This is a genomic window from Mesorhizobium tamadayense, assembly GCF_003863365.1.
Taxonomy (GTDB): domain Bacteria; phylum Pseudomonadota; class Alphaproteobacteria; order Rhizobiales; family Rhizobiaceae; genus Mesorhizobium; species Mesorhizobium tamadayense.
The window spans coordinates 33,890-51,730 of sequence record NZ_RQXT01000012.1; the positions used below are offsets into that span (position 1 = coordinate 33,890).

A 17,841-nucleotide genomic window follows, 5' to 3' on the forward strand; every position below is an offset into this window, starting at 1 on the left:
CGTTAGGCAGCTTGTCCGGCGCGCTTCTTCTCGATCTGGCCGATCGCGTCGACCACCGCGTCGAAGGTCAGCATAGTCGAGGCGTGCCGCGCTTTGTAATCGCGCACCGGCTCCAGATATTTCAGGTCGGCGAAGCGGCCTTGCGGCGGCGCGCCGTTTTCCTTGAGCATCTTCAGCATGGTGTCGCGCACCGCGCGCAACTCATCCGCGTTGGCGCCGACGACATGCTGGGCCATGATCGAGGACGAGGCCTGGCCTAGCGCGCAGGCCTTCACGTCATGGGCGAAATCGGTGACCACATTGCCGTCCATCTTGAGGTCGACGGTAACGGTCGAGCCACACAATTTGGAATGCGCCCTTGCGGTCGCGTCGGGATGATTGAGCCGGCCGATGCGCGCTATATTTCCGGCGAAACCCAGAATTTTCGCATTGTAGACGTCGTCGATCATATTTTTCCAGTCCGTCGCCGCCGAGCGAACAGCGTTTGCCGCTCCGGCGTCTTCCTTTCGCGCTGCACCAGCATATATAATGGTCGCAGCCGGGCATCGACAAGGCGAACCTCAAGCCATTGTCATTGCTCATCTGTTCACGCCGCTTGCGGGCTCGAAACGGGGCGAGTTTCACCCGAAAGGTCGTGGTCCGTTCAACTCGTTCCACCTTTGAGTGGGACTACGGGAGACGCCCTTATGGATGCCGTCATCAAGAAGTTCATGCCCCCGTCCTCCTACATGGAGAAGCCGGTCACCGACCGGCCAAGCGAGGCCGAGGTCGAGGCCGCCGTGCGCACGCTCTTGCGCTGGACCGGCGACAACCCGGACCGTGAAGGTTTGGTCGACACGCCGAAGCGCGTCACCAAGGCTTTTCGCGAAATGTTCAACGGCTACGACATGTGCCCGGCCGAGGAGCTTGGCCGCACCTTCGAGGAAGTGGCCGGCTATGACGATCTCGTGATCGTGCGCGACATCACGTTCCATTCCCATTGCGAGCACCACATGGTGCCGATCATCGGCAAGGCGCATGTCGGCTACCTGCCGGACGGCAAGGTCGTGGGCCTGTCCAAGATCGCACGCGTCGTCGACATCTTCGCACATCGCCTGCAGACGCAGGAGGCGATGACGGCGCAGATCGCCGGCGTCATCCAGGACGTGCTCAACCCGCGCGGCGTCGCCGTGATGATCGAGGCCGAGCATATGTGCATGGCCATGCGCGGCATCCGCAAGCAGGGCTCGACCACGCTCACCTCGACCTTCACCGGCGTCTTCAAGGACACGCCCGAGGAACAGGTGCGCTTTGTCACCATGGTGCGTAGCTGATTATCTGCTGTCACCTGCTAAAGGCGTAGGCTTAGTCGAAAATGGTGGTTTCTGAGATCCGGAGCGGAGCGTATTTGAAGTACGTGAGCACCGGGAGCGCAGGAGCAGCCATTTTGGTTGCCTTGCCTCATCGGAACGTCTTTAAATCGAACAAGGACCGGCAATGTCGGCACTGCAATTTCCCGAAGCTCCGGCAGACAAGAAGGCGCTGGAGGAAGGCACCGTCCTTTCTCCGCGGTTCGATGCTGCTGGCCTTGTGACCGTCGTCGTCACCGACGTCGGCGACGGCATGCTTTTGATGGTCGCGCATATGAACGCCGAGGCGCTGGCACTGACGCTCGAGACCGGTATTGCCCACTACTGGTCGCGCTCGCGCAACGCGCTCTGGAAGAAGGGCGAGACCTCGGGCAACTTCCAGCGCGTCGTCGAGATGCGCACGGATTGTGACCAGGACGCGATATGGTTGACCGTGAAAGTATTGGGCCACGACGCAACTTGTCACACCGGCAGACGTTCCTGCTTCTATCGGACGGTGGGGTTCAACGACGGCAAGGCGGTGCTTGCCGACGATGGCAGCAAGCCGCTGTTCGATGCGCAACAGACGTATCGGAAGCCGGTGTGAACCATTCAATATTCACAAACCACTCATATTCACTATTCTCAAACATCCTTGCGGTAGAAGGGATGTGGGACAAGGGGAGATCATGATGCTCGAATGGGCGTCATTGCGCAGCAGATCTGACGTTCAGGAGGCCAACGGCCCGGCATCGTCCGGCGGCGTGCCCGAACCGAAGTCGGCGAAGAAGACGGCCATCTCGCTGGCGCTCGGCGGTGGCTGCGCCCGCGGCTGGGCCCATATCGGTGTCTTGCGCGCGCTGGACGAAGCCGGCATCGAGGTATCGATGATCGCCGGCACCTCGATCGGCGCGCTGGTCGGCGGCTGCTATATCGCCGGCAAGTTGGACGAGTTGGAGGAATTCGCCAGGAGCCTGACCAAGCGGCGCATCTTCGGCCTTCTCGATCTCAATCTGCGCGGCAGCGGCCTGTTCGGCGGCATGAAGCTCGACGCGCGGCTGCGCGAGAACATGGCCGGCATCCGCTTCGAGGACCTCTCGAAACCCTTCGTTGCCGTCGCTTCGGAAATCCGCACCGGCCATGAAATCTGGCTGTCGAGCGGATCCATGATCACAGCCATGCGCGCGTCCTACGCGCTGCCCGGCGTGTTCGAGCCCGTGAACTGCAATGGCCGTGTGCTGGTCGACGGCGCGCTGGTCAATCCGGTGCCGGTCTCGGTCTGCCGCGCCTACGAGCAGCCGCTCGTGGTTGCCATCAATCTCCACTACGACCTGTTCGGCCGCGCCGCGGTCATCAAGCACAGCGCGGGCGAGCTCGTCATCGAGAGCGACGCGCCACGTCCCGGCCAGGCCAATCCGCAGCATCAGCCGCACCAGACCCGTCTCGGCATTACCGGCGTCATGGTCGAGGCCTTCAACATCATCCAGGACCGGATCTCGCGCGCCAGACTCGCCGGCGATCCGCCTGACATGTCGCTCCAGCCGAAGCTCAGCCATATCGGCCTGACCGAGTTCCACCGCGCCGACGAGGCGATCCGGCTCGGCTATGAAGCGACGATGTCCCAGATCAGCGAATTGACCCGGCTGCAGACGGTGCTGGCCTGATCTGAAACCTCAGTCAAAGTTCAAGCGACCGCCGCATCCGTGATGCGGAATTGCACCGTGCGGTTGCCGTTCCAGTAATTGCCCGACAGCGAACCGGCGACATGCACGGTCTTGCCCCGGTTCTTGAACAGGAATTCGCCGAGCGCGGTGTCGACGGCGCGGAATGCGATCGCCTGGAGCTTGCCGCCGCTTTGCGACTGCAGGTCGGCGCGGATGTGGTTGGTGCCGACCGGCCGCGCATCGGCGAGCCTGTGGCGCGGCAGCACGAACACCGGCGCGATATGTCCCGCGCCGAACGGACCGGCTTTCTCCAGCGCATTGAGGAGCGCGAGCGTCGCGCCCTCGGCGGCTAAAGCACCGTCGATCGCCAGGCTTTCCTCGCTGTGCAGCCGGAACACGTCGGCCGCCGCGCGTTCCTCGAAGAAGGCTCGAAGCGCGCCGAGCTTGGCCCGCTCGACGGTGATGCCCGCCGCCATGCCGTGCCCGCCACCCTTGACGATCAGCCCGGCCTCGGCCGCATCGCGCACCAGCCGGCCGAGATCGAAACCGGTCACCGAGCGTCCCGAGCCGGTGCCGGTGCCATTGGCGTTGAAGGCAATGGCGAAAGCAGGACGGCGCGCATGTTCCTTGAGCCGCGAGGCCAGCAGCCCGACGATGCCGGGATGCCAGCTGTTGCTGGCGGTGACGACAATGGCAGGGCCATTGCCGCCGGCAAGCTCCGCATCGGCCTCGGCGCGGGCCTGCGCCAGCATCTCCAATTCCATCTGCTGCCGCTCCTGGTTGAGCCGGTCAAGCGTCTCGGCGATGCTTGCAGCTTCAACAGGATCGTCGGTGGCAAGCAACCGGCTGCCGAGCGCGGCATCGCCGATGCGCCCGCCGGCATTGATGCGCGGCCCGATCAGATAGGCGAGATGGAAGGTGTTGATCGGCTCGCCGACGCGCGAGACCCGAGCAAGCGCCGCCAGCCCCTCATTCTTCTGCTGGCGTGCCACCTGCAGCCCCTTGACCACGAAAGCGCGGTTTACGCCGGTGAGCGGCACGACGTCGCAAACCGTCGCCAGCGCGACGAGGTCGAGCAGCGACAGCAGATCGGGCGGCGAGGCGTTCGGCAGCCTCTCGCGCAGCATCTTTGCCGTCTGCACCAGGCAGAGGAAGACGACGCCCGCGGCGCAGAGATGCCCTTGCCCCGAAAGGTCGTCCTCCCGGTTCGGATTGACAACAGCGTCCGCCGCCGGCAGCGCGCCGCCGACCTGGTGATGGTCGAGCACCACGACATCGGCGCCGGCATGCTTGGCCGCCTCGATCGACACGGCGCTGTTGGTGCCGCAGTCGACGGTGACGATCAGCTTCGCGCCGCGTGAGATCAGCTCGCGCATGGCCTCCGGATTGGGGCCGTAGCCTTCGAATATCCGGTCGGGGATATAGATTTCGGACGGCACCGAGAAATACGTGAGGAAACGCTTCAGCAGCGCGGACGAGGCCGCGCCATCGACATCGTAATCGCCGAAGATCGCCACCTTCTCGCCGGCCACGATCGCATCCGCGATGCGCACCGCCGCCTTCTCCATGTCCGTCAGCGAGGCCGGGTTCGGCAAAAGCTCGCGAATGGTCGGATCGAGGAAGCGCGAGGTTTCCTCCACCGTTACGCCACGCCCGGCAAGCACCCGCGCCACGATGTCGGGCACGCCGTGGCCCTGCGCAATGGCCAAAGCCGCCATGTCCTGCCGCTCGGTCAACCGGTGCTCCCAGGCGACACCGGTCGCCGATTGCCTGACATCGAGGAAGAAGCGCTTTTCGCCGGTCAAGAAAAACTAGGCTTTCCGCTTTGAGCCTGGCGGCGGAGCCATTCGTCGGCCGCATCGCCCATGGTCTTGTCCGTACCATCCTTAAGCCAGGCCATGAAGGGGCGGCCGAACCTGAATGCACTGCCGCATTCGCGCGTGAGAAAGCGGCGCACATTCTGGGTGTTGCGATAGGATTTCGTAATGAGAGTGGCTCGCGAGATTGGATCCGCGTGCCAGTCGAACGCCTTCATCGTCAGATCCCTGCGGCCAGTGTCGTCGTCGCCAAATGGCTAACAACTGCGATCCGGCCTCGCAAGCAGCTCTAGAACTTATCCAGATCCTGGTGGCGCGCCTTGATCTCGCGCACGGTGCGCGAGGACGAGCGCAGCACAATGGTGTGGGTGGTGATGAAGGTTCGCCCGAACTTCACCCCGCCGAGCAGATTGCCGTCGGTGACGCCGGTCGCAGCAAACAGCACGTCGCCGCGCGCCATGTCCTGCGCGCGATAGACCCGCTTCGGATCGGAAATTCCCATCTTTTGGGCGCGCGCCACCTTCTCGGGCGTGTCGAGGATCAGCCGGCCCTGCATCTGCCCGCCAATGCAACGCAGCGCCGCCGCGGCCAGCACGCCTTCCGGCGCGCCGCCGATGCCGAGATAGATGTCGATGCCGGTCTCTTCCGGGTCGGTGGTGTGGATGACGCCGGCGACGTCACCGTCGCCGATCAGCCGGATCGCAGCGCCCGTGGCGCGCACGGCGTCGATCAGTCCGGCATGGCGCGGCCGGTCGAGGATGCAGGCGGTGATATCGGACACCGCGACACCCTTGGCCTTGGCGAGGTTGGCGATGTTCTCGGCCGGCGGTGCATCGATGTCGATGATGCCCTCGGCATAGCCCGGACCGATCGCGATCTTGTCCATGTAGACGTCGGGCGCGAAAAGCAGGCTGCCCTTCTCCGCGATGGCGATGACGGCAAGCGCATTGGGCAGGTTCTTGGCGCAGATCGTCGTGCCTTCGAGCGGATCGAGCGCGATATCGACAGCCGGGCCTTTGCCGGTGCCGACCTCCTCGCCGATATAGAGCATCGGCGCCTCGTCGCGCTCGCCCTCGCCGATCACCACGGTGCCCTTGATGGCCAGGCGGTTGAGCTCCTGGCGCATGGCGTCGACCGCGACTTGGTCGGCGGCCTTCTCGTCACCGCGTCCGCGCAGCCTCGCGGCGGCGACCGCAGCCCGCTCGGTGACGCGCACCACTTCCATGGTGAGGATCCGGTCGAGGCCGGCTGCGATGTTCTGGGCCATGTTCATGAGTGATCATTCCTCGTTGGCATGAGGGCGGTTCGCTTTGGTGGAACGCTGAACCGCTGAACCGCCCTAACTCTTTGTTTTTACGCAATTCCGAGCGGAAAACCGCAACGCATTTTTCCCGGAATTGCTACACGCCTCCCGCCAGAGGCGGATTTCTTGTGTCAAGGCTCCGTGACAACAGCAAGACTTAGCCGGGTCTTTTTTGAAACCGCAGCAATATCAAACGATTGAAGGGGAAATATGATCCGGGCTATTCCGCCCGCTCGATACGGATCACCTGCGGCTTGTCGGTCAGATGACCGTCCTTGGTGATGCCATCGACCGCCTTGCGCACCGCCGCTTCCGTCGTCTCGTGGGTGACGAGGATGACCGTCTTCTGCGCCTCGGTCTCAGCGCCGGCTGCCTGTTGCACGATCGATTCCAGCGAAATGTCATTGTCGGCCATGCGTTTGGCGATCGCGGCGAAGACGCCGATACGGTCGTGCACGGTGAGCCGGATGAAGTAGCCGCCGGCATGGCTGCGCATCTGCGCCTTTTTGTAGGGCTTGAGCTCCTTCGCCGGCCAACCGAAGACCGGCCCGTGCTGGAAGCCCGGCCGGCTCTTGGCGATGTCGGCAATGTCGCCGACCACCGCCGAGGCAGTGGCGTTGCCGCCGGCGCCGGGGCCCGAAAGCAGCAGCTCGCCCAATATGTCGGTCTCGATCGCCACCGCATTGGTGACGCCGTGCACCTGCGCGATGACGGAGGCCGTGGGCACCATTGTCGGGTGCACGCGCTGCTCGATGCCGCTATCGGTGCGCTGGGCCACGCCGAGCAGCTTGATGCGGTAGCCGAGCTCGGCCGCCGCGCGGATGTCGGCCTGGGTGATGTTGGAAATGCCTTCCAAATAGATGTCGCTGGCGGCGATCTTCGTTCCGAACGCCAGGCTGGTCAGGATCGACAGCTTGTGCGCCGTATCGTGGCCCTCGATGTCGAAGGTCGGGTCGGCTTCGGCATAGCCCAACCGCTGCGCGTCCTTCAGGCAGGCGTCGAAGGAGATGCCTTCGGCCTCCATGCGGGTCAGGATGTAGTTGCAGGTGCCGTTGAGGATGCCGAAGACGCGGGTGACCTGGTTGCCCGCCATCGCCTCGCGCATCGTCTTGATGACCGGGATGCCACCGGCCACCGCCGCTTCGTAATTGAGCAGCACGCCCTTCCTTTCGGCGATCTCGGCAAGCGCCACGCCGTGCTTGGCAAGCAGCGCTTTGTTGGCGGTCACGACATGCCGGCCAGCCTCGAGCGCCGCCTTCACCGATGACCAGGCCGGTCCATCATCGCCGCCGATCAGCTCGACGAAAACGTCGATATCGGCCTTTTCGGCGAGCATCACCGGATCGTCGAACCATTTGGCGCTGCCCAGATCGACGCCGCGGTCGCGCTTCGGGTCACGGGCCGAGACGGCGGTGACGACGATGTCTCGCCCGCACTGGCGTGTCAGTTCCGCCGCCTTGTCGCGCAAGACGCGCGCCACCGACGCGCCAACGGTGCCGAGCCCGGCAATTCCAATACGCAACGCTTCAGCCATGACCGGCGACGCCCCTCAAAATTCGATGTGATGTCAGGCAAACTCAACGATGCGCGGCGAGCGGCACCACATTGTTGGGCTGCTTGGCCGTCGAGGCCAGGAAGCGCTTGATGTTGCGCGCCGCCTGCCGGATCCGGTGCTCGTTCTCGACCAGCGCCAGGCGCACGAAGTCATCGCCGTGCTCGCCAAAGCCGACGCCGGGCGCCACCGCCACGTCGGCGTGCTCGATCAGCAGCTTGGAGAATTCGAGCGAGCCGAGCTGGCGGAACTGTTCCGGGATCGGCGCCCAGGCGAACATCGAGGCCGCCGGCGCCGGAATGGTCCAGCCGGCGCGGCCGAAGGAATCGACCATCACGTCGCGCCGCTTGTGGTAGACCTCGCGCACCTCGGCGATGTCGGCGCCGTCGCCGTTCAGCGCATGCGCCGCCGCCACCTGGATCGGCGTGAAGGCGCCGTAATCGAGGTAGGATTTGACCCGGGTCAGCGCCGCGATCAGCCGCTCGTTGCCGACCGCGAAGCCCATGCGCCAGCCGGGCATGGAGAAAGTCTTCGACATCGAGGTGAACTCGACGCAGACGTCGATCGCGCCCGGAACCTGCAGCACCGAGGGCGGCGGATTGCCGTCGAAATAGATCTCCGAATAGGCAAGGTCGGACAGGATGATGATGTCGTTCTTCTTGGCGAAGGCGACCACGTCCTTGTAGAAATCGAGCGAGGCGACCAGCGCCGTCGGGTTCGACGGATAGTTGAGGATCAGCGCCAGCGGCTTCGGGATCGAATGGCGGACGCCGCGCTCCAGCGCCGGGATGAAGCCGTCATCGGGCTCCACCTGCAGCGAGCGGATGACGCCGCCCGACATGATGAAGCCGAAGGCGTGGATCGGATAGGTCGGGTTGGGGCATAGAATGACGTCGCCCGGCGCGGTGATCGCCTGCGCCATATTGGCGAAGCCTTCCTTCGAGCCAAGCGTCGCTACCACCTGGGTGTCGGGGTTGAGCTTGACGCCGAAGCGGCGCTGATAGTAGGCGGCCTGGGCGCGGCGCAGGCCCGGAATGCCGCGCGAGGACGAATAGCGATGGGTGCGCGGATCGCGCACCACCTCGCACAATTTGTCGACGATGGCCTTCGGCGTCGGCAGGTCCGGATTGCCCATGCCAAGGTCGATGATGTCGGCGCCGCGCGAGCGGGCGCTGGCCTTCAGCCGGTTGACCTGCTCGAACACGTAAGGCGGAAGCCGGCGGACCTTGTGAAATTCTTCCATTTCCGTTCCAGACGATCAAAGGGGCGCTTTCGGCGCGCGATATAGACCTAATTGCAGTTAGGGTCGAGGGCGGGATCGCATTTAGCCTCGATCTGCTTCAGCGTGTCGTCGCCATGCGTCCTGGCGAGCGTGTTGAGCGCGGCCGTGTTGGCGGCTGGTTTCGCGCCGCCACCCTTGGCGAGCTGCGCCTGCTCGTCGGCCTTGAGCTGTGCAAGCTTGGCCGCGGTCTCCTCCTTGGACAGCTGCTTGGCGGCCACCTGCGGCGGAATGTTGAGGTTCGGATAGGAGCCGGTGTCCTTCGGCCCCTCGGTCAACGCCGTCGGCGTTGAACTGTTGGAGTTGCTAGTGGTGCAGCCACCGGCCAGCAGCGGCGCGCACAACAGCGCGGCCGCGATGGCGATGCGGCAAATCGAACCGGCGCCGAGAAAATAAGTCCCGCCAACATTAATCGTCATATTGTTTTCCTGGCAGCCGGGTTAGAGCGTGTTGGACCCGGTCAGATGTCCCATGATAATATGTCAAGAAAACGCTCCGGGAGGAACCCCGCGAACCATGTCCAAAGCGCCCGATTCGGACAAAGCGGAAAATGGCGGACCTTCGACCGTCGAGCAATATCTGGTGAAAGACCCCGAGCGCTTTGCGCTGAACATGGCGCGCATGATCGAGCAGGCCGGCAAGGCGGCCTCCGCCTGGGCCGAGCCGCGCGAGAAAGGCGAGGTGCGCGACCATGTCGCCGAGCCCGTGGTCGACATGGTCAAGACCTTCTCTAAGCTCTCGGAATACTGGCTGGCCGACCCGCAGCGCGCGCTGGAAGCGCAGACGCGGCTCTTCGCCGGCTACATGACGGTCTGGGCGAACGCCATCCAGAAGGTCAGCCCCAACGCCGAAGCCCCCGACGATGCGGTCAAGCCCGAGCGCGGCGACAAGCGCTTCCAGGATCCGGAATGGGGCCGCAACGCCTTCTTCGATTTCCTGAAACAGGCCTATCTCGTCACCTCGCGCTGGGCCGCGGACCTCGTCGAGCATGCCGAGGGACTGGACGAGCATACCCGCCACAAGGCGAGCTTCTACGTCAAGCAGGTCTCCAACGCCATCGCGCCGTCGAACTTCATCCTGACCAATCCCGAGCTGTTCCGCGAGACCGTCGCCTCCAACGGCGAGAACCTGGTGCGCGGCATGAAGATGCTGGCCGAGGACATCGCCGCCGGCAGGGGCGACCTGAAGCTGCGCCAGGCGGACTACGCGCCATTCGAGATCGGCAAGAACATCGCCACGACGCCCGGCAAGGTGATCGGCCGCAGCGATGTCGCCGAGATCATCCAGTACGACCCGGCGACGGAGACGGTGCTGAAGCGACCGTTGCTGATCTGCCCGCCCTGGATCAACAAATACTACATCCTCGACCTCAACCCGCAGAAATCCTTCATCCGCTGGGCGATCGAGCAGGGCCACACCGTCTTCGTCATCTCCTGGATCAACCCGGACGAGCGCCACGGCGCCAAGGGCTGGGAGGCCTATATCCGCGAGGGCCTGCAATATGGCCTCGACATAGTCGAGAAGGCGACCGGTGAGAAGGAGGTCAACGCCATCGGCTATTGCGTCGGCGGCACGCTGCTGGCCGCAGCACTTGCGCTCCTGGCGCAGGAAGGCGACCACCGCATCAGGTCGGCGACCTTCTTCACCACCCAGGTCGACTTCACCTATGCCGGTGACCTGAAGGTCTTCGTCGACGAGGACCAGGTTGCCGCAGTCGAGCGCTCGATGAGCGAGAAGGGCTATCTCGACGGCACCAAGATGGCGACCGCCTTCAACATGCTGCGCTCGGGCGACCTGATCTGGCCCTATGTCATCAACAACTACATGCGCGGCAAGGATCCCCTGCCCTTCGACCTGCTCTACTGGAATGCCGATTCGACCCGCATGGCGGCTGCCAACCATTCCTTCTATCTGCGCAATTGCTATCTCGAGAACAACCTCTCGCGCGGCACGATGGAGCTTGCCGGCCGCACCGTCTCGCTGGCCGACATCACGATCCCTGTCTACAACCTGGCGACGAAGGAGGACCACATCGCGCCGGCGCTCTCGGTGTTCCTCGGCTCGCAGTTTTTCGGCGGCGACGTCGAATATGTGATGGCCGGCTCCGGCCATATCGCCGGCGTCGTCAATCCGCCGGCGGCCATGAAATACCAGTACTGGACCGGTGCCAAGCCGGTTGGAGATTTCAACGCCTGGTTCGCTGCTGCGCACGAGCATCTGGGCTCGTGGTGGACGCACTGGCAGCACTGGATCGAAAGCCAGGACAATGTGCATGTGCCCGCCCGCAAACCGGGCAAGCGTATGAAAACCTTGGGGGATGCGCCGGGCACCTATGTCAAGATGCGTGTGTAACGGACTGTAATGTCTGGTGAGTTGACGGGCCGTCAAAACAGGGCGAAATGGTTGCGTCAATCGTTTCACGGCCTCTATTCGCCTACAGACGCAGAATAAATCCGAGGCTTGCAGATTTGACACATGTCCCGTTTCCGGTTCGGGAACAGGAGGTCATCGCCAGAGGCACTGGAGCGCGCAAGCGATGATGTACCGACCGGATACCGAGGGGGAATTTTATTTTGAAACCAGCAGGTTGGCGTCTCGCACGAGGGGAAAGCCGCAGCATAGCGGCAGCGCTTTTCTCCGTGCTTCTGGCCTCCTGCACCTCGACCGGCGACCCGACAATGTCGGTCGTCACCCCCGGCTACAATTCAACCGCCACCGAGATGAGCGCGGCTTCCAGCGCCAAGCCCGCAGCCTCGACCGATTCGACCTCGCAAGGAGCGGCGGCCGCCCCGGCCGCTCCGGAGGCGGCATCGACCGTGATGAGCGAAGGCGACACGCCTTTGCCGGAAAAGATCGCCTATGTGCCGGAGACGCGGCCCGGAGCCGCCTTCCCGGCCGTCGCCGTGCCCGCAGGCGCCGCGTCGATTGCCGGCAACACGCCACAACCGCTGGTGCAGCCGGCGCAGACGGCCAACGAGGCGAAAGCCGTCGCTGAGCAGGTTGCCGCCGGCGATGCCGCAGCCGTTGCGTCCAAGGCGCAGGCGACAACGCAAGCCATGGACAACGGCGTCTATGTGACGGCCGGCGAGCCCCAGCAGCAGCCGATCGCCGCGCCGAAGAAGAGCCTGTTTGCCTCGCTGTTCAGCACCTCGCCTGCTTCCGCAGCGCCGGCGCCCCTGATCAACACGCGTTCGGCCGACCAGCCCGCCCAAGCCAAGACCGCGCCGGCGCCGGCAAAGCCGATCGTGACGCTCGCCTCCGCGACGCCGGGGGACAAGCCGGTGCAGCTCGCTTCCCTCGGCGACGATAGCGGCAGCCACATCACCGGCGCCGATGCCTTGCCCGGCGTGCGCCAGACGGCGCTGTTCGAGATCAAGCGCAAGTCCGGCATCGACGACGAGAGCGACGTCGACCTCAACGAGGACGAGGGCGGCTCCTACCAAGTCGCGTCCGCCGCCGGCATGGCGAGGCTCGCGCCCAACGGCCTGCTCAAGCAGAACGAAAGCGTCGACGTGGCCTGCCTGAAGCCGTCGCTGGTGCGCGTGCTGAAGACGATCGAGGGCCATTTCGGCCGCAAGATGATCGTCACCTCCGGCTATCGCGACCCGTCTCGCAACCGCCGCGCCAACGGCGCCAAGAACTCGCTGCACATGTATTGCGCCGCCGCCGACATCCAGGTGCCGGGCGTCTCCAAGTGGGAGCTGGCCAGCTATGTCCGCTCGATGCCCGGCCGCGGCGGCGTCGGCACCTATTGCCACACCGAATCGATCCATGTCGACGTCGGCCCCGAGCGCGACTGGAACTGGCGCTGCCGCCGGCGCGGCGGCGATGGCGACGGCTGAGACTCGGTAGGGAGCAGTCGGCGGCCAACCGCCTTCATTTCGACGAACCTCTCGCACAAACGTTGGCGATTGGCCGAACCCCTCCGACCTTCGTCATCCTTGGGCGCAGCGACGCGAAGCGGAGCGAAGACCCAAGGATCCATGCCATGACCTTGGCCGACAGATGCAGCGGAGCAGAATTCTGCGAGAGGCGTTCCGGCTAATCTCCAAGGATGCACGACCAAGCAAGGCCTCGAACCGCCCCTTAGCTCGCCGAAAAGGCTGCTTTTGCCACTGTTGAAAAAAGTTGTCGCATGTGGCGGCCGATGGGTTGCCGGTTGCGAACAACGCAATTATAAGCCGCTTCGTCTGAGCGCGCCCATCGTCTAGCGGTTAGGACACCGCCCTTTCACGGCGGTAACAGGGGTTCGATTCCCCTTGGGCGTACCAACATAATCAATGACTTAGCATCCCGCGCCAAACTTCGGCTCCGATAAGAGACCCGAAAAGCGGCTGTAACGTAGCCGAATCAACTGCCCGTGACGGCCGAGCCTCACAGCAGCATTTGCGAGCGAACCGCGATATATCGCCTGTTCCAAGCTATGATGCGCATGGAAGCAATCAACGAAAAACGGTCAAGCGGAGGATCAGATGCCCCGCAAAAGTAGGCGCCAGAAACGGCCCGAAGAAGAACACACGCATCTCGCCATCAGAGTTGAGCGCTGCGAGACGAGCGTCGAAGCTGCCGTCAATTACAACGTCTACAGGACAGAATCGTTGGACTCAGATGATGACGACCCACTGTATCGGTTCACCACGCGGCTGACCGTCGCCGGAATATCCACCTACCCCCAGGAACGGGCGGGCGACACCTATGAAGTCGCAATCTATGCCGACAACTTGGGCTCAGGTGACATTCGTGCAACGCTCCGAGATGTGCAGGAGCGCGATGAGTACGGCTCCCCCAAATATCGTCAATACCGCGGTAGGCAGATCCCGATTTACAGTCCACCCCCAGGCATGGGGCTCATCGACAAGATCCGCGGCGAGCCACGCTGGACGATTTGGCTTCGCGTTTCGCCATGCTTTACGAGCGACGCACTCGCCTTGTTAAGCAGTGGACGATTGCTATTCCTGGCGATACACGAGCGCAAAAAGGACCGTGCGCGCTGGGTTCAGAGTGTGAGCTTGCAAACGACTGACCCTGCAGAAGAATAGCAAAAAAAGCCTGCCAAAAGCGCCTTGAAGAGTGACTGAGCGGATGAGCACCGGTCTTGAAATTCGCTTGCGGGGGTCCCGCACCATCCCACCGCATACCGGCAAAGCCTTGTCGGTCAACAGTTCCAAGACCTGCCGGCGCCGTTCGTGCCGCGTCGTCCCGACTGATACCGTAGCGTTGCGTTGCAAAAAGCGTAGCAGCACGTTCACCGGCTGTTCTGGCTCGCGCTTACTCGGCTTTCCTGCGACTATCGGCTGGTCCGCGCGACATGAAATGCAACATGGGCGGGTGCTGCACTTGGCTTACTCTGGTGTAATCCGAACAAACTCGGGGCTCGTTCCTAGGAGGCTTGCCGTTTGTCCTAACGGCCAGAATCGATCGCGGCATCAAGGCCGCCGAACAGGCTGAGGCTGCAAAGTGAGAGTCAATTGGCGCAAAGGCGGGCTTCGACTTTGGATAGTTGCATCGGTGCTATGGGTGAGTGCCGTGGTGTGGCACTACCGAGATTATTTGTTCGAGTTTTGGCCTGACCATAGTGGTTACGTCGTCTGGGATCTGAATGCTACAAGCGGTAGACGACTTAGTGATCCTGACGAGACATACAGGCTTTCCAACGACACAAAATACATGCACACCACCCTGCCAGAGCACCCTGGTATTGTCCTGCTCCTTCCGGCAACCGGGTTGAGCGTCGCTGAAGTCGACCGAAGAAAATCATACACCGACCACATTATGGGGCAGATCGACGATATCATGCACAGCCTCGCTCGGGAGGTAGCCACGACGAAAGTTGCGCCGTGGGCCTTGGGTCCACCGATAGGGGCGTTAGCCATTGCGTGGATTCTGTCTTGGATTGGTGCCGGTTTTAAAAAGCGATAGCCCGCCACCGCAGGCAGTGACCCTACTTCAATCGCCGCAGTCAGGATTTGGTGCCGGTGCCTCCCGCACATCTCGCGGTGCCGGATTGGCATGGTCGGGCTCGGGCGAGGATTCCTTGTCGGGACGACGCTTGGCGCTTTCTTCGGGCCTGGCTTCGGCGGCGGAGCTTTGGTTTCGTGTTGCATGGTCGGTTTCCTCCAACCCTGAAACCGGATAGCTGCTATTTCCGTTCCGAGTTGGTGTCATCAAAACGGCCCGCCACCTCTCGGCAGCGGGCCATTATTCCGATCGGGAATTTTGATCAGGCCTGAGCGACTATGTCGTCGACGAGGCTCTTGAGGATGGTGATCTCGCTGACCTCGTCGTCGGCATTCCAGCGGCGCCGGACCCTCACCTTCGCGAGCAGGCCCAAGCGGCCGATCCAATCGAGCGGCAGGAGTGCGGCGGCCCGCTTTCTTGATGGCCGTCGCAGCCAACTCCTCTGAGGGCCTAGCTTGTACGGCTCCGGCGCGCTCAAACTCTTTTGCATCCGCCAGACTGATACGCAGCAATTTCCCGCCCAAACGCCAGGCGCGTAGCTGGCCGGTGTTGATCAAATTGCGTACATGGTGCTCGCTACATCCCCACTCGGCAGCCAACGTGCGCGGCGTGTAGACGTTTGGTCCGGATTGTTGATCGTCGGTCATGGCTTCTCCCGTCGGCGTTGGGTGGGCCGTCAGCCTATCAGCAGAAGGAAAAAGGGGTGACAAAATCTAGAGCCGGATTGTACGGAAATCGCCCGCCGTTTCGGCTCTCCCTGGGCCGAACAGACTTAGCAGGCGCCATCGGAGTAAGCACATCCTCGATCGACGTCATGGTGACCGAAGGCGCCTTGCCGCCTCCCCGCACATGGCACTCCCGCAAACTGTGGTTGGTGGCAGAAGTCGAGGCTCATATGAATGAGTGGCCTGTCGACGGAGAAGAGAGGTTCAAGCGCGTCGACGCAATTCTGGAACATCGGCAGCCCGAAGAGCCGCAGACGGGCGCAGGAGGCTATCCTATTCCATCTGGTGGCAAGGATGACCCACTTCAGAGCTTTTACGATCGGCTTGGTTTTGATCCACGCACAATGGGTCGCGCTGAAATGGCCGAATTGCAGAAAGCCGCCGATGAGAGATGGAAAGCATCGATTCCGGGAACTCCACTCCAAAAGCTTGAGAGGCAGGCCCTCCAGCAGTTGGCGGCGTATGGGGCAAATGTGCCGGTCAACACCAAAGAGATCAAGAACTGCGGACCAAACACACAGGAACGCCTAAAAGCACGGGGGTATCTGGATACGGTCGCCCACCAAAAGTATCCTGACGCCACCGAGGCTTTGATCCTAACTGATGCGGGCTATGCAGCCTTTGAATCTCTGGATAAACGGCATACGGGAAAGAGGCTCTGATCGTCCCGCTCTATATCTCTGCCATCACCGGACTGATGCTCGCCAGCGCTGTCTGGTTCTATCTGCGCCGCGATTTCATCGGCATGTCCGCTTGCCTGATCATCGCCGGCTTGGCGCTATATGCGTTGCTGAGCTAGGCACCTACCTCCCGCTTCGTCCTTATGGATGCGTGCCGATCATTTCGGCAGGGGCGTATATTTATCCTCAGCCGGTGCCGTGTTTCGATTCAGAGCCCCCGCCGGTTAGGCCCGGCGTTCGCTGGCCTACCCCGCCAGCCTGCCGGGCCGCTCTTGAAGCAGCTGTCTCGAGTTTATCCCCGAGAATGGCGGCGGCGCCGGGGTGAGGCTGGCAAAGCCACCGCAAACCTTGCGTTTATCTGCGGCCGGCGCGATGGTTGACCAAAGGGGAAACGGGAGGGGGATGATGTCACCATGGCATTTTTTTGTCGCTGCCATAACAGCAGTGCTGGTCAGCGGCTTTGCTCCTACGGCCAAAGCTGAAAGCTGGGCTCAGGTCGAATTTCGAGATCCCACGAATGCAGAAGTGGTTCTGGCTGCCACCGTGACTAATGATCAAGGCTATTCGATTGCGATCTTCCGCAACAAAGACAGCAAGGTGAGATGGGTACTGTCGCTACCGCAGATCTCTCTCGACAGAATTAAGTCGGTGGGACGAGTTGCAGCCTATCGAATCGATGACAACGCCGCTGTCGACGTCGAAGTGTCTGCTGGGAAAGAAGGGATCGTACCAGGTCTTGAGGAACCCGAGATTATTAATGGAAGATCGATTCGAGAAATCCTCTGGCATGGCGAAGGCCCGTCGCCCACACGCGGAGTCCTCCGAAATATGCTGGATGGCAACGCGTTAGCAATTCGGTTCTTTTTCGATGGCGGTTCGGCTGACACGACATTCGACCTTACCGGCGCCGGCAATGCGATTGGACCAGCGCTGAAGATTGAGACTAGTGCGGATCCAAATCTAATCGCGCATGATCGAGACCGGGATGAAGCTGTCATGATCTCTATGAAGGTCTGTCAGTCGAGCTCTGATTTGTCCACATGCCTGGGCGTGATGACTAACTGTATGGGCGCGAACGCAAACCAACTCACTGGCGACCAGATGCGACGTTGCATGGCCGTACATGGCTACCCACTCGAACCGATCGCATCGCCAACAAAGGCTGACACCCCTACGCCAACAAAGGCCGATACCCTGACTGTAAATTGCACGGCAATCGGCGATCTTGCCCGCAACGTCATGGAGAAGCGGCAGAGCGGGACCGATATGTCGGTAATGATGGCTGTGGTTGAAAAACTTGCCGACGACAACCCCGTCAAGGCAATTGGCAGAAGCATCGTGATCATGGCCTACGACATGCCGCTATTCAACCTCGACGAGAACAAGCAACAGACGATCTCTGAGTTCGCGAACCAGATCCAGGTGAAATGCTACCAGGCGAAATAAAAAGGGCTCGTTTTGGGCCGCCCCAAACTGCCTTGCGCCTCCTGACGCTCTATTGCGAACGCTCGACCGCGAATGTCGGCGCGTCATTG

15 protein-coding genes and 1 tRNA gene are annotated in these 17,841 nt (G+C 62.4%); 9 read left to right on the forward strand and 7 right to left on the reverse strand.

Annotated elements, in window-relative coordinates; translation table 11 throughout:
- Window positions 1-2: 2 nt before the first annotated feature.
- Window positions 3-449: an iron-sulfur cluster assembly scaffold protein gene (locus tag EH240_RS12465; protein WP_124998590.1), complete on the reverse strand. Its 447-nt coding sequence runs from the start codon at window positions 447-449 to the stop codon at window positions 3-5.
- A 237-nt stretch (window positions 450-686) separates the two neighbouring features.
- Here EH240_RS12465 and folE point away from each other — a divergent pair, with 237 nt between their 5' ends.
- The 3 genes from folE to EH240_RS12480 all read left to right on the forward strand — a co-directional run bounded on the left by folE (window position 687) and on the right by EH240_RS12480 (window position 2,992).
- Window positions 687-1,313 carry a GTP cyclohydrolase I FolE gene (folE, locus tag EH240_RS12470; RefSeq protein ID WP_124998592.1) on the forward strand — a complete coding sequence of 209 codons (627 nt, stop codon included), beginning with the start codon at window positions 687-689 and terminating at the stop codon, window positions 1,311-1,313.
- Between the two features lie 163 nt (window positions 1,314-1,476).
- Window positions 1,477-1,935: a phosphoribosyl-AMP cyclohydrolase gene (gene hisI, locus EH240_RS12475; RefSeq protein WP_124998594.1), complete on the forward strand. Its 459-nt coding sequence runs from the start codon at window positions 1,477-1,479 to the stop codon at window positions 1,933-1,935.
- Between the two features lie 85 nt (window positions 1,936-2,020).
- The gene (locus EH240_RS12480; RefSeq protein ID WP_124998796.1) at window positions 2,021-2,992 is read left to right on the forward strand and encodes a patatin family protein; all 972 of its coding nucleotides are present in this window, start codon (window positions 2,021-2,023) and stop codon (window positions 2,990-2,992) included.
- A 20-nt stretch (window positions 2,993-3,012) separates the two neighbouring features.
- On the opposite strand, the gene recJ is transcribed toward EH240_RS12480, so the two are convergent.
- From recJ to EH240_RS12510, 6 genes are all read right to left on the reverse strand, one after another.
- A complete protein-coding gene (recJ, locus tag EH240_RS12485; protein WP_124998596.1) occupies window positions 3,013-4,797 on the reverse strand; it encodes a single-stranded-DNA-specific exonuclease RecJ in 1,785 nt (594 codons plus the stop codon).
- Window positions 4,794-5,027, reverse strand: coding sequence for a DUF6434 domain-containing protein (locus EH240_RS12490; protein WP_124998598.1), 234 nt, complete (start codon window positions 5,025-5,027; stop codon window positions 4,794-4,796). Before EH240_RS12490 ends, recJ begins: the two co-directional genes overlap by 4 nt.
- A 71-nt stretch (window positions 5,028-5,098) precedes the next feature.
- On the reverse strand, window positions 5,099-6,082 hold the full coding sequence (gene glpX / locus EH240_RS12495; protein WP_124998600.1) for a class II fructose-bisphosphatase: 984 nt from the start codon (window positions 6,080-6,082) through the stop codon (window positions 5,099-5,101).
- Window positions 6,083-6,332: 250 nt separating this feature from the next.
- Complete coding sequence (locus tag EH240_RS12500) at window positions 6,333-7,646, reverse strand: homoserine dehydrogenase (protein ID WP_124998602.1); 1,314 nt, start codon at window positions 7,644-7,646, stop codon at window positions 6,333-6,335.
- Between the two features lie 43 nt (window positions 7,647-7,689).
- Window positions 7,690-8,907, reverse strand: a complete 1,218-nt coding sequence (locus EH240_RS12505) for an LL-diaminopimelate aminotransferase (protein WP_124998604.1) — start codon at window positions 8,905-8,907, stop codon at window positions 7,690-7,692.
- Between the two features lie 47 nt (window positions 8,908-8,954).
- The gene (locus EH240_RS12510; protein WP_167484000.1) at window positions 8,955-9,362 is read right to left on the reverse strand and encodes a hypothetical protein; all 408 of its coding nucleotides are present in this window, start codon (window positions 9,360-9,362) and stop codon (window positions 8,955-8,957) included.
- Between the two features lie 97 nt (window positions 9,363-9,459).
- On the opposite strand from EH240_RS12510, the gene EH240_RS12515 reads away from it, so the two are divergent.
- From EH240_RS12515 to EH240_RS12540, 6 genes are all read left to right on the forward strand, one after another.
- Window positions 9,460-11,295, forward strand: coding sequence for a PHA/PHB synthase family protein (locus EH240_RS12515; protein ID WP_124998606.1), 1,836 nt, complete (start codon window positions 9,460-9,462; stop codon window positions 11,293-11,295).
- Between the two features lie 326 nt (window positions 11,296-11,621).
- A complete protein-coding gene (locus EH240_RS12520) occupies window positions 11,622-12,785 on the forward strand; it encodes a YcbK family protein (protein WP_167484007.1) in 1,164 nt (387 codons plus the stop codon).
- A gap of 354 nt (window positions 12,786-13,139) precedes the next feature.
- Window positions 13,140-13,214, forward strand: a tRNA-Glu gene (locus tag EH240_RS12525).
- A gap of 201 nt (window positions 13,215-13,415) precedes the next feature.
- A complete protein-coding gene (locus EH240_RS12530) occupies window positions 13,416-13,982 on the forward strand; it encodes a hypothetical protein (protein ID WP_124998610.1) in 567 nt (188 codons plus the stop codon).
- Between the two features lie 1,733 nt (window positions 13,983-15,715).
- The gene (locus tag EH240_RS12535) at window positions 15,716-16,288 is read left to right on the forward strand and encodes a hypothetical protein (RefSeq protein WP_124998613.1); all 573 of its coding nucleotides are present in this window, start codon (window positions 15,716-15,718) and stop codon (window positions 16,286-16,288) included.
- Window positions 16,289-16,627: 339 nt separating this feature from the next.
- Window positions 16,628-17,752, forward strand: a complete 1,125-nt coding sequence (locus EH240_RS12540) for a hypothetical protein (RefSeq protein WP_124998615.1) — start codon at window positions 16,628-16,630, stop codon at window positions 17,750-17,752.
- Window positions 17,753-17,841: the final 89 nt, after the last annotated feature.